Genomic DNA, 14,400 nt, shown 5'->3' with positions numbered 1-14,400 from the left:
GCGCGATTTTACAGCTGATTTATAACATTTTTAAGCTGGTAGCGCCCCTGATTCGTGCCTCCTCCCGCCCGTTAATGCAATGGCATGCGGATGCCCCGCGGAAGCTGTCGACATGACAGTGTGATGCAGTTATCAAATGCAGAGGAACGCCGCGAGGAAACAAAGGCCCGGATTATAATGATTAAATCAGCTTACTGTTGGGATGTGGCACCCGTAGGCTGACGTGCTGAGACTCGCTTAATATTGCCGATGAGGCGGTGTGAAGCAGATGGCCTTAACCCGACTGCCTGACTCAGGCGGAGGAACGTTATGAACTATGTCCGCATCGGTTCTCTGGCTGGCGTGCTGCTGCTTTGCGGCTGCCAGGCTCCTACACCTGAACAGGCTCGTCTGCAGCAACCTGTTTTTCAGGGTCAAAGCACGCGCACCGTTCTTCAGCTCAGCGACTGTATCTATCGCGGCTGGTCCACCACCAGCGTCATTGCACGAGATAACACCACCCACACCCAGCCGAACGGCAGTGAGATCAGCGTCTTTACCTGGGAAGAGTCGATTTTTGTGGATGTTTCGCCCCGCCGAAAAGGCGCTGATGTGAAATATTTCACCACCTTCCAGATGTCCCCAGAGGTGATGGCGGACAGACAGGCGATTGTTGAGCGCTGCCTGTAAGGCGTAAAGGGTGACAGCGATATCAGGAGTGTGCCAGGCTAATGCGCAATTAACCAGGGAGAAACTGATGAGTATTACCCGCATTGACCCGGAACATCGTATGTCCGAAGCCGTTATTCATAACGACACGATCTATTACACCAGTGTGCCTGAAAATCTGGACGCCGACGCCGAAGCGCAGACTGCCAATGCGCTGGCAGTGATAGACGCGATTCTGACGCGCCTTGGCAGCGATAAAAGCAAAATTCTGGATGCGACGCTGTTTCTGGTGGATAAAGCCGATTTCCCTGCCATGAACCGCGCGTGGGACGCCTGGGTCTCGCCAGGTAATGCGCCAGTGCGCTGTACGGTTCAGGCCGGGCTGCTGAATCCAAAGTACAAAATCGAAATTAAAATCATCGCCGCACGTTAATAATCCAGGGCGTTACTCTTCTTCGTTTTCGTCATCTTCGTCTTCGAACATCACCCTGACACGTTCGCCCTTGTGATTCTGCCGGATTTCCTGCGCCACCTGGGCGATCGCTTCACCGCTTGATAAACCACCCGCCATCAACTCCTGAATACGTTCGACGGCCTGCTGTTGCTGCTCATGTGAGAGAGCCGGTAATCCAATAAACATGTTTCACTCCTGCGTTGGGTCAGACAGTATCCCACGTGGAACTAACAGGTGCCAGTCAGGAAAAAATATGTCAGTCTGACCGCCTCTTTGCTTTATGATTTGTCTGCCCGATGATTGTTGAAACCCTCACGCTTGATTATACGCCGGATGCGCTGACTCAGCGTTTCGCCACCCTTGCCCATCTGCCCTGGGCGATGTTGCTCTCCTCCGCGCAGGCCAGCCACAGCGACAACCGCTTTGATATTCTGACCGCCGATCCCCGCACCACCCTTGTCACACGCGATGCGATAACGACCGTGACTGATCAGACTGGCACCAGCGAATCAACCGCCGATCCCCTGTTGCTGGTGCAGCAGCAGTGTGATGCGCTAGGCATCACGCCCGTAGCCAGCGAGGCCCTGCCGTTTCAGGGCGGTGCGCTGGGCCTGTTTGGTTATGATCTTGGACGCCGGTTTGAGTCTCTGCCCCAAAAAGCCGCAGCCGATCTCACAACACCGGATATGGCGGTGGGGATCTATGACTGGGCATTGATTGCCGACCATCATCAGCAAACCCTGACGCTGGTAGCGTTGAATAGCATTGAAGCCCGCGCAGCCTGGCTGAACCAGTGGCCAGCGCGAGAAGTCATGTCCTTTTCACTCACCAGCCGCTGGCGCTCTAATCTGAGCTATGCCGAATACGCTACGCGATTTGAGGCGGTTCAGGCTTATATTCAGGCCGGTGACTGTTACCAGGTGAACCTTGCGCAACGTTTTCAGGCCGGTTATCAGGGTGATGAATGGCAGGCATTTACTCTGCTTAATGCGGCAAACCGCGCGCCGTTCAGCGCTTTTCTGCGCCTGCCTGACAGTGCGATCCTCAGTCTGTCGCCAGAGCGCTTTTTGTCGCTGAATAACAGGCAGATCGAAACCCGACCCATCAAAGGAACCCGGCCACGCTGCGACGACCCGATTGCCGACGCACAACAGGCGGAGTCGCTGCGCCATGCGGAGAAAGACCGGGCTGAGAATCTAATGATTGTCGATTTGCTGCGCAACGATATTGGCCGCGTGGCGCTACCCGGCTCGGTCACGGTGCCGGAGCTGTTTGTGGTTGAACCCTTCCCCGCCGTGCATCATCTGGTGAGCACGGTGCGGGCGAAACTGCCTGACAGCCTGCAGGCCACGGATTTGCTGCGCGCCTGTTTTCCGGGTGGCTCAATAACCGGTGCGCCCAAGATTCGGGCCATGGAGATTATTGATGAGCTGGAACCTCAGCGGCGCAATGCCTGGTGCGGCAGCATCGGCTATATCAGCCTGTGTGGCCGGATGGATACCAGTATCACTATTCGCACGTTGATCGCCGAAGGCCAGCAGCTCTACTGTGCTGCGGGTGGCGGGCTGGTGGCAGACAGCGATCCGCAAGCGGAGTATCAGGAGACGCTCGACAAAGTCAGCCGGATTTTACCGGCGCTGGAACAGGCAGGAGGTTCAGTTGGCACTGACGCTTGAAGTTTTTCGCAGCCGTTTTCTGTTACAGCAGCCTGCACGCAGCACGCAGCGCCTCTCCGGACGCCATGCGGCGGTGCTGGTGCCGATCGTCGCGCGGCCTGAACCGGGTCTGTTGCTGACGCAGCGTTCACACGCCCTGCGCAAACACGCCGGACAGGTCGCCTTTCCCGGCGGAATGCAGGATGACACCGACGCCTCTTTGATTGCTACTGCACTGCGGGAAGCGCAGGAAGAGGTCGGCATCGATCCGCAGCAGGTCGAGGTATTAGGCGCGCTTCCCGCAGTCACCAGCAGCACCGGCTTTCAGGTGACGCCGGTGCTGGGTATTATTCCGCCCGATCTGCGGTTAACCATTAATCCGGATGAAGTCAGCAGCGCCTTTGAGATGCCGCTGGCCGAGGCTTTGCAGCTCAGCCGCTACAGCGCACTGGAGGTACATCGGGCTGGCGTTCGTCACCCGGTCTGGCTATCGCGCTATCAGGATTATCTGGTGTGGGGCATGACCGCCGGAATTATCCGTTCATTGAGCACGCAGATCGCATTCTGAGACCCTGTTAACGGTTTTTTACCTCACAGGCTCGTCAGTGAACTGCCGGGCTGCGCTATAATTTTTTCTATTGGTTTTGATAAGTTTATTTCATGCGAAAAGCTGCTCTTTCCTGGTGCATGGCTATTACTATGGGCGCCATAAACTGCCCCGGCAGACTGATAATAATTGTGAGGAGTGTCACCTGTGATTAGTGTTTTCGACATGTTCAAAGTGGGCATCGGCCCCTCGAGTTCGCATACTGTCGGCCCGATGAAAGCGGGTAAACAGTTTGTGGATTTGCTGTGCGAACAGGGAAAGCTGCAGGAGGTAACACGGATCGCCGTGGATGTTTACGGTTCTCTGTCTCTGACCGGTAAAGGGCATCACACGGATATCGCGATTATTATGGGTCTGGCGGGCGAATCGCCGGACACGGTGGATATTGATGCAATCCCCGCGTTTATTAAAGATGTCGAACAGCGTGAGCGACTGCTGCTGGCGAAAGGCGCACATGAAGTCGATTTCCCGCGCGAAGGCGGCATGGTGTTTCGCAGCGAGAACCTTTCGCTGCATGAAAATGGCTTGCGCCTGCTGGCGTTTGCGGGCGATCTGCTGATCCTGTCGAAAACCTATTACTCAGTGGGCGGCGGTTTCATCGTGGATGAAGAACACTTCGGCCAGTCGGCACTGGATGAAGTCTCTGTACCCTGGCCGTTCCACTCCGCCAAAGATCTGCTGGCGAACTGCCGTGAAACCGGTCTGTCGCTATCGGGCCTCGTGATGAAAAACGAGCTGGCGCTGCACAGCCGCGACGAGATCCACGCCTATTTCACTAACATCTGGCAGACGATGCAGGCCTGTATCGATCGCGGTCTGAATACCGAAGGCGTCTTGCCTGGACCGCTGCGCGTGCCACGTCGTGCCGCCTCACTGCGTCGTCTGCTGACCTCCTCTGACAAGCACTCCAGCGATCCGATGATTGTTATCGACTGGATCAATATGTATGCGCTGGCGGTCAACGAAGAGAACGCTGCGGGCGGCCGTGTCGTGACCGCACCGACAAATGGTGCCTGCGGTATCGTGCCTGCGGTGCTGGCTTACTACGATCACTTTATCGAGCCGGTCACGCCCGATATTTTCCTGCGCTATTTCCTCGCCTCTGGCGCCATCGGCGTGCTGTACAAAATGAACGCCTCTATTTCAGGCGCGGAAGTGGGCTGCCAGGGTGAAGTCGGCGTGGCCTGTTCAATGGCGGCGGCGGGTCTGGCTGAGCTACTGGGCGGCAGTCCGGAGCAGGTCTGCGTAGCCGCTGAAATCGGCATGGAGCATAACCTGGGACTGACCTGTGACCCGGTGGCGGGCCAGGTTCAGGTGCCCTGCATTGAGCGTAATGCTATTGCTTCAGTTAAAGCGATTAACGCGGCGCGCATGGCGCTTCGTCGCACCAGCGAACCCCGCGTCTCGCTGGATAAGGTCATCGAAACCATGTATGAAACCGGTAAAGATATGAACGCCAAATACCGTGAAACGTCGCGGGGTGGCCTGGCGATTAAAGTGCAGTGTGATTAAGCGAAACGATTAAATGTTTAAATTACGTGCAAACGTAATTAAATCCGTATCCTGCGCTATCCCGGCGCAGGTTTAGACGGTAGAGTGATTTCCGCGCAGCCGTCCGGCTTGCGCAGCTTACCAGACCCGCTTTTCTCTGTTCCGGCCTCAATATTAACCTGGTCGTGCCGATACTAACCCCGTAGTTTTTGCATTATTGTGGCTTTTTGGGAAGGTGGATACTGATGTTTATGGCCCAGCAATTTGTTGGACAATTCAGACGCAAGCGTTTGCTCATAGCACTGTCTATCGCCCTTGTGGTGATGATATTGACGCTGGCCTTTCGCTATATTGAAGAGAAGTCACGTATCGAACAGCAGGCGATGGATTTCGCCGATAAAGCTATTATGCGGTTTGACCGGATGTTCTCACCGCTTGAGGTTTCCGCGAATAACACGCTCGGTCTGGTTGGCATCCCCTGTAAAGATGTGCGTTTTCCGCTGATCGAAAAAATCTCTACCCTCCAGACAGTCCGGGCGATCCTGCTGGTCGATAACGATGTACTCTACTGCTCCAGTGTTTTTGGACCACGAACGATTACCTTCAGCCAGGCCTGGCCTGACCTTGCCTATAACGGCGAACGAATGACGCTTTCAACCGATCAATATCTGCTGAAAGGCTCGCCAGTTTTAATGCTGTGGACCCCAAAGAGCCAGGACAACCGCTCCGGCATATTGCAGGTGATTAACATCGAAATGATGAGCAATTATCTGCTGGAGCCGCAGTTGCCGTGGGTAGAACGCGCCGTCTTTAACGTCAACGGACAGAGCCTGGAGTATGGCAACCCGTTGATTGAGTCCACGGTGGCAGCAGAAGATGAAGTGAGCTATGAGCAGGGCTCAATGCGCTATCCGTTTACGCTGACCCTCTATGGTCCCTCTCCGACGCGGCTGGCGCTGGCGACGCTTCCTTCACAGCTGCCGCTGGCGCTGCTGCTGAGTCTGCTGATGGGCTATATCGTCTGGCTGGCGACCGCAAACCGTATGAGCCTGAGCTGGCAAATCAGTTATGGCATCACCGCCAAAGAGTTTATGGTTTATTGCCAGCCGCTGATCAACAGCAAAAGCGGTGAGTGTGATGGTATAGAGTTGCTGCTGCGCTGGCATAATGCCCGTCAGGGCTGGATTGCGCCGGATGTCTTTATTCCTCTGGCCGAGCGCCAGAATCTGATTAAGCCGCTGACGCGCTTTGTGTTGAATGAGGTGGTGAGAGAATTGCCTCAGCTTCCCAGAGATCCCGCCTTCCATATTGCCATCAACGTTGCTGCCAGCCATTTTCGCGATCGCGCCATCCTTGAGGATCTGCAAAACCTCTGGTGGCCGGCTACGCCAGTGCCGAAACTGGTGGTAGAACTCACTGAGCGGGATGCCTTGCCAGTGGTGGATCAGTCGGTGATTGCGCAACTGCACGATATCGGCGTCCGGCTGGCGATTGATGACTTCGGCACCGGTCACAGCTCGCTCTCCTACCTGAAAGATCTGCAGCCTGATGTGCTGAAGATCGACAAGATTTTCACTGCGGCCATTGGCACTGACGCGATTAACGCCACGGTAACAGATATGGTGATTTCGCTGGCCCAGCGTCTGAATATCAGCCTGGTGGCCGAGGGCGTGGAAACGGCTGAGCAGGCGGATTATCTGCGCGAACGCGGCGTGGATCATCTGCAGGGCTACTATTTTGCCCGTCCGATGCCGCTGCAGGATTTTCCGGCGTGGCTGTTACTGCATCAGGCCGATACCCACAGATAAAAAAACAGCCGCGGCGTTGAAGCAGCGGCTGTCGGGAAGATTCAGCGCGGCCGGTTATGCCGGCAGTGCCTTAGCAACAACATGAAGAATTAACCCTCTTCATCCTCGTCATGCGGTTTATCTTTGGTGACACGCACCAGATCGATGCGATAGTCGGTCGCTTCGATGATCTGGAAGTGCAACGGAGTGATATCAATTACATCACCAGGCAGCGGTAACTGCCCTTTCTGCTCAATCAGCAGGCCCGCCAGCGAGGCGTGGTCTTCTGTCGGGTCCACCAGTTCATGGAAGTCAAGCAGCTGCTGCAGCGAGTGCAAATCAGTTCCGCCTTTCACTAACCAGCCATCCCCATCCGCAATGATATCGGGCGTTTCATCTTCATCCGGGAATTCACCCGCAATCGCTTCCAGCACGTCCAGCGGGGTAATCAGACCCTGAACCACACCAAACTCGTTGGTAACAATCACGAAACCGCCCCTGGCACGACGTAGCACGCCAAGCAGGTTGATCGGATCGAGCGTCTCCGGCACCACGATGGTCGGCGTGTTGGCCGCAAAGGTGGCGACGTCTACGCCATGCTCCAGCGCCACCAGCAGCTCTTTGGCGCGCACTACGCCGACAATTTCATCCAGCTCACCCCGGCAGACCGGGAACAGGCTGTGTGGCGTATCCAGCAACTGACCGCGAATCTCATCCACCGGACGATTCGCATCGACCCAGGAGATCTCACCGCGTGGCGTCATGATGCTGCGAATCGAGCGGGAAGCCAGTGTCAGCACGCCATTAATCATGTAGCGTTCTTCATCTTTGAACGCCTCCTGCGGCATCGCTTCCGCCAGCGCAGACTCTTCGCTGCTGCTGGCATTGCTATTGCTGGCCTGATGTACGCGGTTGCGGCCCCCCATCAGGCGCAGAATCGCCTCTGCGGTGCGTTCACGCATCGGGCGATTGGACTGATGGCGGATAAAGTTACGACGCGCAATCTGGTTAAACATCTCAATCAGAATCGAGAAGCCAATTGCCGCATAGAGGTAGCCTTTAGGAATATGGAAGCCGAAGCCTTCTGCCACCAGCGACAGACCGATCATTAACAGGAAGCTCAGACAGAGCACCACCACGGTCGGATGCGCGTTAACGAAGTTGGTTAACGGCTTAGACGCCAGCAGCATCACACCCATCGCAATCACCACAGCGGTCATCATCACCGGCAGGTGGTTGACCATACCCACGGCGGTGATCACGGCATCCAGCGAGAAGACCGCGTCCAGCACCACAATCTGCGTCACGACTGCCCAGAAACTGGCATATCCCCGATTCCCTGACCCGTCGAGCTGCCGGTTCTCCAGCCTCTCGTGCAGCTCCATCGTCGCCTTAAACAACAGGAACAGACCACCCGCCAGCAGAATTAAATCACGACCGGCAAAGCTGAAACCGCCTACGCTGAAGAGAGGTGTTGTCAGCGTCACCATCCAGGAGATCAGCGACAGCAGGCCCAGACGCATAACCAGCGCCAGCGACAGACCGATTAAGCGTGCTTTATCTCGCTGCTTTGGCGGCAGTTTGTCGGCCAGAATGGCAATAAACACCAGGTTGTCGATGCCCAGTACGATTTCCAGCACGATGAGCGTCATCAAGCCCACCCAGATTGAGGGGTCGAATAAAAATTCCATTATTTATGACTCCAGAACAGGGAACAGATTGAGCCGGTGCGTATCAGCGCAGCAAAGCGTGACATCCGGGTGGTCGGGAAAGCAGTGAAAACGCCGCGAGGCGAAGGGTGACGCGCCAGCAGGCGCAAAGAACAGGTTAAGCGACGTCGGTGACGATCCATAAAGGTGGGCTGAAGCCCGTTACTCCTGAGCAATAAACAGAACGTTAATGTATCAGTTCGGGGAAATGCGTCAAAAAATTTTCTTATTTTTACAATCTGTAGAGCGGATGATCGGGCGCATAAAAAAGGTGACTCGCCTCTTCACGGGGTGAATAGCTGACAGACATCACAAAATTTATTTTTTCGATCACTAAAATAAATCGCGACTTTATCGCCTTAACGTCATTAATCCATGTTTTTTCGACGCTATACCGATTAATCGAATCACCCGGTTAGAACAATAACCAAAGCATGACTCAATACAGTTCATTGACTCAGATGAGCTTCTCTAGCGAACGGAGGTAGCACGTGACCATTGCGATTGTAATTGGTACACACGGCTGGGCAGCGGAACAACTGCTGAAAACAGCAGAAATGCTGTTGGGCGAGCAGGACAATGTCGGCTGGATAGATTTTGTCCCCGGTGAAAATGCAGAAACGCTGATTGAAAAATATAACGCACGACTGGCAGAACTGGATACCAGCAAAGGAGTCCTGTTTTTAGTCGATACATGGGGTGGCAGCCCGTTTAATGCGGCCAGCCGTATCGTCGTCGATAAGCCACAGTATGAGGTCATCGCCGGGGTCAATATCCCGATGCTGGTCGAAACCCTGATGGCGCGCGATGACGACCCAGGATTTGACGAACTGGTCGCCGTCGCGGTTGAAACCGGCCGTGAAGGGGTGAAAGCCCTGAAAGCCAAAGAAGCGGAACCGGCACCGGCTGCGGTAAAACCGGCCGCTGCAGCGCAACCGACTAAACCGATGGCGCCTGGTGATCACATGAAAATCGGGCTGACGCGCATAGATGACCGTCTGATTCATGGACAGGTCGCGACACGCTGGACCAAAGAGACCAACGTTCAGCGCATTATCGTGGTCAGCGATGAAGTTGCCAACGATCACGTGCGTAAGACCCTGCTGACACAGGTCGCCCCGCCTGGGGTTACGGCCCATGTGGTGGATGTCGATAAGATGGTGCGGGTGTGGAATAACCCGAAGTATGGTCAGGATCGTGTAATGCTACTGTTTACCAATCCCACCGATGTTCTGCGCGTCGTGGAACAGGGTGTGGACATTAAAACGGTGAACATCGGCGGGATGGCATTCCGCCAGGGGAAAACCCAGGTCAATAATGCGGTCTCGGTTGATGAAAAAGATATTGCCGCTTTCCGCAAACTCAATGAACGCAATATTGAACTGGAAGTGCGTAAAGTTTCCAGTGACCAGAAACTGAAAATGATGGATCTGATTGCGAAAGTTAACGCGTAACAGAAGCACTTCTGCGCCTGCGTTTCCGGGCTCATCGTTATCCTGCTGAGGACAAGAAGTATGATGGAAATAACCTCGCTACAAATTATTTTAATTTTTATTGTCGCCTGTATTGCCGGTATGGGGTCGATTCTGGATGAGTTCCAGTTTCACCGTCCGCTGGTCGCCTGTACCCTGATTGGTATCGTGCTCGGTGATATGAAAACCGGCATTATCATCGGTGGTACGCTGGAGATGATTGCGCTGGGCTGGATGAACATCGGTGCCGCTGTTGCCCCTGATGCCGCCCTCGCCTCCATCATTTCGACCATCCTGGTCATCGCTGGCGGTCAGAGTGTGGGAGCCGGTATCGCGCTGGCGATTCCGCTGGCTGCTGCCGGACAGGTGCTGACCATTATCGTGCGTACGCTGACCGTGGCCTTCCAGCACGCAGCTGACAAAGCTGCCGAGAAAGGTAATCTCACGGCCATCTCCTGGATCCATGTCTCTGCTCTGCTGTTACAGGCGATGCGTATCGCCATCCCGGCGCTGATTGTGGCGATTTCGGTCGGCACCAGTGCGGTTCACGCCCTGCTCAGTTCTATCCCTGAAGTGGTCACCAACGGTCTGAATATCGCCGGTGGCATGATTGTGGTCGTCGGTTACGCGATGGTCATCAACATGATGCGTGCAGGCTACCTGATGCCGTTCTTCTACCTCGGTTTCGTCACCGCGGCCTTCACCAACTTTAACCTGGTGGCGCTGGGCGTGATTGGCGTTGTCATGGCGGTGCTCTACATTCAGCTCAGCCCGAAATACAACCGTGTGGCGGGAGCACCCAATGGTGCAGCAACCGCAAACGATCTTGATAACGAACTCGATTAAGGAACAGGTGAGCACATGGTTGATATTACGAAAGTCGAAAAGAAACTGACCCCCGGGGATGTTCGGGCCGTCTTTATGCGCTCTAACCTGTTCCAGGGTTCATGGAACTTTGAACGTATGCAGGCGCTGGGCTTCTGCTTCTCAATGGTGCCAGTGATCCGCCGTCTCTATCCGGAGAACAACGATGAGCGCAAGCAGGCGATAAAGCGTCATCTGGAGTTCTTTAACACCCATCCTTATGTGGCCGCGCCGGTACTGGGCGTCACTATGGCGATGGAAGAGCAGCGTGCCAACGGTGCACCCATCGACGACGCGGCGATTAACGGCCTGAAAGTTGGTCTGATGGGACCACTGGCTGGTGTCGGCGACCCGATCTTCTGGGGTACGGTACGTCCGGTGTTTGCCGCGCTGGGTGCCGGTATCGCAATGAGTGGCAGTCTGCTTGGTCCGTTGCTGTTCTTTGTGCTGTTTAACCTGGCGCGTCTGCTGACCCGCTATTACGGTGTGGCGTATGGCTATCGCAAAGGGATCGACATTGTCAGCGACATGGGCGGTGGTTTTCTGCAGAAGCTTACGGAGGGGGCTTCAATTCTGGGGCTGTTTGTCATGGGGGCGCTGGTCAACAAGTGGACGCACGTTAACATCCCGCTGGTTGTCTCGCGCATTACTGACTCCACCGGTAAAACCACCGTCACCACGGTACAGTCGATCCTTGATCAACTGATGCCAGGCGTGGTGCCGCTGCTGCTGACCTTTGGCTGTATGTGGCTGTTACGCCGTAAAGTGAACGCACTGTGGATTATCGTCGGCTTCTTCGCCATCGGTATCTTTGGTTACTGGATCGGCCTGCTCGGTCTGTAATTTCACCCGGCCGGGAGCCCGCGCTCCCGGCTTTTAAGCGTGGTAAGCTGAGCCACAACCGGCTGAGCTCACCCTGTTTGAGGTAGATGTGATGTCTTTAACTGACGCGTTAATTGCGTGTTGTATCGCCGCCCTGATGGGATTTGCCGTTTACCATGAGGCGATTCTGCCGCGTCGGCATGGCCCCACCCGCTTGCGGGTCGCGCTGCGCAGGCAGCATAAACTCGACAGCCTGATTTTCATCGGCCTGCTGCTGATCCTGCTATGGAACAACGTCAGTCATCACGGCCCGCAGCTCACCACCTCACTGCTTATGGTGCTGAGTTTTCTGGCGTTCTGGCTCTTCTGGCTGCGAAAACCTACGCTACTGTTGAAGAATGATGGATTGTTTTACGCCGGTGTCTGGATCGATTACCGGCGGATTCAGGGGATGAATCTCTCTGAGGATGGCATCCTGGTGATTCAGCTCGAACAGCGTCGGCTGCTGATCGCGGTGCAACAACTCGACGATCTGGAGCGCATTTATAACACCCTGGTAGAAGCGCGTTAGTCTCGCTGCCACATCGTCAGGCTAAAGTCGGCATCGCAGCTGAACTGCTCGCTCTGCTTCAGCGTTTGCCAGACCGCCTCACGCGCCCGCCAGGCAAACGGCGTCATCTGAAGCAGAGTTGTCGCAGCAGTGCCCCTCAGCGCCATCGGGTAACTCAGCGCCTGCTGAGTTACCTGAGTGAATCCGGGATACGCTTTCTGCTCCGGCACATGCAACTGCACTTCGCGGTAAATCAGCGCTTTAAACTGTTGCAGATGATGCGGGCCTGGAGTGACAGTCAGCACCAGGCCACCTGGCTTCAGCACGCGCGCCAGTTCCGCTTCATTGCAGGGGGCATAGATGCGTACCACCGCATCCAGGGCGTGATCGGCAAAGGGTAAGCGCTGGCTGGAAGCGACGCAGAAGCGCACCGCAGGATAGCGCTTTGCCGCCAGACGTATAGCCATTCGGGCCACATCCAGCCCATAAATCTGTGCCTCTCCGCCTGCCGCCTCAGCCAGTGCGGCGGTGTAGTAGCCTTCGCCGCAACCGATATCCAGGATTTTGCATCCCGGCTTGTCCAGCGCCGGGGCGAGAAGGCTCACGACCTTATCACGCAGCGGCTGATAGTAACCGGCCTCAAGAAATTCCCGCCGCGCCTGCATCATCTCCGCACTGTCACCCGGCTCCCGTGACCGTTTATGCTGAACGGGCAGCAGATTGACGTAGCCTTCTTTCGCCTGATCAAACTGATGGCGATTTTCGCAGCACCAGCTACGGTCGGTGAAGATCAGAGGAGAGAGGCAAAGAGGGCAAATCAGGGACATAGGGTGCTCCGGCATCAGATAACGCGGCGCAGTGTAACCTTAACGTTTACGCATCGGAAGCATAAAGAAAGCCCCGGCTGAAGAGCCAGGGCTTTAAGATTCCGTGTCAGGGTGCAATGCACCGAGGCGGAGTCGAATCAGATAGCAGTAACGTTAACTGCTGCCGGGCCTTTCTGGCCGTCCTGAATTTCGAACTCAACGCTCTGGCCTTCAGCCAGGGTTTTGAAACCATTGCCCTGAATTGCAGAGAAGTGTACGAACACATCTTTGCTGCCGTCAGCAGGGGTGATAAAACCAAAACCTTTAGACTCGTTGAACCACTTAACCTGACCTTTAATCTTTGCCATTTTGCAAATTCCTTTAGATGTTTATTTAGCCCGAAGGCTGTCATACAGAAAAACCAGAGACATTACTGCATGAGGCACTAATTAAGGTTCGGCAAGGAAGCGGTATTCAACGTCAACGTCTTTACTCGTACTTCTTTACTGAAGATGCCATGCATAAACAGAACTGTACCTCGTTTAACTCAGGAATTGTTATCACATATCCTAAAAATAATGGCAAGCCATTTTTAATGGCTCAGCAAGCCTGCGCGCATAATTGCCAGAAGGCTCACATTGCCTGTTATGTGGGGTTTACAAAATCCCGAGTGAATAACGCGCCAACGTGTCCAGCGCCCTCTCCTGCCCCTGCTTCGAGGGCTAACCCAATGGATACCATAAGAAATTAATATTTCACAAATATGGCAATAACAGAATTAATAAGCGAAACGGTAACGGAGACAGTTATCAGAAATCGGTCGTCAATCCTGTACAGCATCTTTTATTTCGTACAAATAACACTTTTTTTGCACCAAAAGCAGGAGAGACACATTAGCCTTGCTCCAAATAAAAGCAACGAAGCCGATTTTACTTATTAAGAATTTAACTTTTGATTTGAAAAATTGATATCAGATAAAAACCCGTCGGAATTTGTTTATCCCGGAGGCTTTAGGATAATTCCTAGGTGCAATTATTCAGTCTGCGGCTTTCACCTATTCGCCAGGGCGCAAAGCCGCCATTCTGCTCGTTTGCCCGCTGCAGCGCATCAGTCAGTTCGTTTGGTGGCGCATCCAGCGACTCATCGGCCAACTCGAACACACCCCAGTGGATCGGCAGTGTCTGCGGCCTGCCTGCTGCCTGCCACAGCGCCACAGCCTGATCGGGATCCATATGCTGGCTCGCCATGAACCATTTGGGTGCATAAGCGCCAATCGGTAAAGCCGTGAGGCTGAACGGGCCAAGACGGGCCGGAATCTCCAGAAGGCCATCGCTGTAGCCGCTGTCACCCGAGAACCAGAACCGCACAGAGGCAGAACGCACCACCCAACCGCACCAGAGCGAACGGTTTCGATCGCGTGGCGTTCGCATACTCCAGTGCCTTGCCGGTACCGCATCAAAGCAGAGATCGCCGACCGTTAACTGCTGCCACCAGTCGAGCTGATGGACGTTTTTCACGCCTCGCGCCCTGCACCA

Annotated in this window: 15 protein-coding genes; 10 read left to right on the top strand and 5 right to left on the bottom strand. The window is 54.9% G+C overall.

The features are described from left to right. The first annotated feature begins 309 nt into the window (after nucleotides 1-309). Both AC2LB6_RS21895 and AC2LB6_RS21890 read left to right on the top strand, forming a co-directional pair. Entirely contained in the window at nucleotides 310-669 is a 360-nt protein-coding gene (locus tag AC2LB6_RS21895) for a hypothetical protein (protein ID WP_490095119.1), read from the top strand. Between the two features lie 67 nt (nucleotides 670-736). Then, nucleotides 737-1,081 (top strand): RidA family protein, encoded by a 345-nt coding sequence (locus AC2LB6_RS21890; RefSeq protein WP_003852699.1) that lies wholly within the window; start codon nucleotides 737-739, stop codon nucleotides 1,079-1,081. 12 nt (nucleotides 1,082-1,093) lie between these two features. On the opposite strand, the gene AC2LB6_RS21885 is transcribed toward AC2LB6_RS21890, so the two are convergent. Next, nucleotides 1,094-1,288, bottom strand: coding sequence for a YoaH family protein (locus AC2LB6_RS21885; RefSeq protein WP_490095118.1), 195 nt, complete (start codon nucleotides 1,286-1,288; stop codon nucleotides 1,094-1,096). A gap of 110 nt (nucleotides 1,289-1,398) precedes the next feature. Here AC2LB6_RS21885 and pabB point away from each other — a divergent pair, with 110 nt between their 5' ends. The 4 genes from pabB to AC2LB6_RS21865 all read left to right on the top strand — a co-directional run bounded on the left by pabB (nucleotide 1,399) and on the right by AC2LB6_RS21865 (nucleotide 6,663). Continuing rightward, nucleotides 1,399-2,778: an aminodeoxychorismate synthase component 1 gene (pabB, locus tag AC2LB6_RS21880; protein ID WP_490095117.1), complete on the top strand. Its 1,380-nt coding sequence runs from the start codon at nucleotides 1,399-1,401 to the stop codon at nucleotides 2,776-2,778. Continuing rightward, the gene (locus AC2LB6_RS21875) at nucleotides 2,762-3,325 is read left to right on the top strand and encodes a CoA pyrophosphatase (RefSeq protein ID WP_490095116.1); all 564 of its coding nucleotides are present in this window, start codon (nucleotides 2,762-2,764) and stop codon (nucleotides 3,323-3,325) included. Before pabB ends, AC2LB6_RS21875 begins: the two co-directional genes overlap by 17 nt. A 186-nt stretch (nucleotides 3,326-3,511) precedes the next feature. Further along, a complete protein-coding gene (locus AC2LB6_RS21870) occupies nucleotides 3,512-4,876 on the top strand; it encodes an L-serine ammonia-lyase (RefSeq protein ID WP_490095115.1) in 1,365 nt (454 codons plus the stop codon). A 224-nt stretch (nucleotides 4,877-5,100) separates the two neighbouring features. Further along, nucleotides 5,101-6,663 (top strand): EAL domain-containing protein, encoded by a 1,563-nt coding sequence (locus AC2LB6_RS21865; protein WP_490095114.1) that lies wholly within the window; start codon nucleotides 5,101-5,103, stop codon nucleotides 6,661-6,663. 89 nt (nucleotides 6,664-6,752) lie between these two features. Here the strand turns inward: AC2LB6_RS21865 and AC2LB6_RS21860 are convergent, their stop codons facing one another. Next, nucleotides 6,753-8,333 (bottom strand): TerC family protein, encoded by a 1,581-nt coding sequence (locus AC2LB6_RS21860; protein ID WP_490095113.1) that lies wholly within the window; start codon nucleotides 8,331-8,333, stop codon nucleotides 6,753-6,755. 509 nt (nucleotides 8,334-8,842) lie between these two features. On the opposite strand from AC2LB6_RS21860, the gene manX reads away from it, so the two are divergent. The 4 genes from manX (at nucleotide 8,843) to AC2LB6_RS21840 (ending at nucleotide 12,080) form a co-directional block, all read left to right on the top strand. Then, the gene (gene manX, locus AC2LB6_RS21855) at nucleotides 8,843-9,805 is read left to right on the top strand and encodes a PTS mannose transporter subunit IIAB (RefSeq protein ID WP_490095112.1); all 963 of its coding nucleotides are present in this window, start codon (nucleotides 8,843-8,845) and stop codon (nucleotides 9,803-9,805) included. Nucleotides 9,806-9,868: 63 nt separating this feature from the next. After that, nucleotides 9,869-10,669 (top strand): PTS mannose/fructose/sorbose transporter subunit IIC, encoded by an 801-nt coding sequence (locus AC2LB6_RS21850; protein WP_033743088.1) that lies wholly within the window; start codon nucleotides 9,869-9,871, stop codon nucleotides 10,667-10,669. Nucleotides 10,670-10,684: 15 nt separating this feature from the next. Further along, nucleotides 10,685-11,530, top strand: coding sequence for a PTS mannose transporter subunit IID (locus tag AC2LB6_RS21845; RefSeq protein ID WP_090960351.1), 846 nt, complete (start codon nucleotides 10,685-10,687; stop codon nucleotides 11,528-11,530). Between the two features lie 91 nt (nucleotides 11,531-11,621). After that, nucleotides 11,622-12,080 (top strand): DUF986 family protein, encoded by a 459-nt coding sequence (locus AC2LB6_RS21840; protein ID WP_490095111.1) that lies wholly within the window; start codon nucleotides 11,622-11,624, stop codon nucleotides 12,078-12,080. Here AC2LB6_RS21840 and rlmA read toward each other — a convergent pair. The 3 genes from rlmA to AC2LB6_RS21825 form a co-directional block, all read right to left on the bottom strand. After that, on the bottom strand, nucleotides 12,077-12,886 hold the full coding sequence (rlmA, locus tag AC2LB6_RS21835) for a 23S rRNA (guanine(745)-N(1))-methyltransferase (RefSeq protein WP_490095110.1): 810 nt from the start codon (nucleotides 12,884-12,886) through the stop codon (nucleotides 12,077-12,079). The two genes, AC2LB6_RS21840 and rlmA, sit on opposite strands and share 4 nt — an antisense overlap. Nucleotides 12,887-13,023: 137 nt before the next feature. Beyond that, entirely contained in the window at nucleotides 13,024-13,233 is a 210-nt protein-coding gene (gene cspE, locus AC2LB6_RS21830; protein WP_003852684.1) for a transcription antiterminator/RNA stability regulator CspE, read from the bottom strand. Between the two features lie 654 nt (nucleotides 13,234-13,887). Further along, nucleotides 13,888-14,400: MBL fold metallo-hydrolase (locus tag AC2LB6_RS21825; RefSeq protein WP_490095109.1), on the bottom strand; the 513-nt coding region annotated here is incomplete at its 5' end.

This window comes from Pantoea sp. RCC30.1, assembly GCF_058148845.1.
Note: the sequence above shows the minus strand (reverse complement) of the source record. Positions and strands in the feature narration are given on the sequence as shown.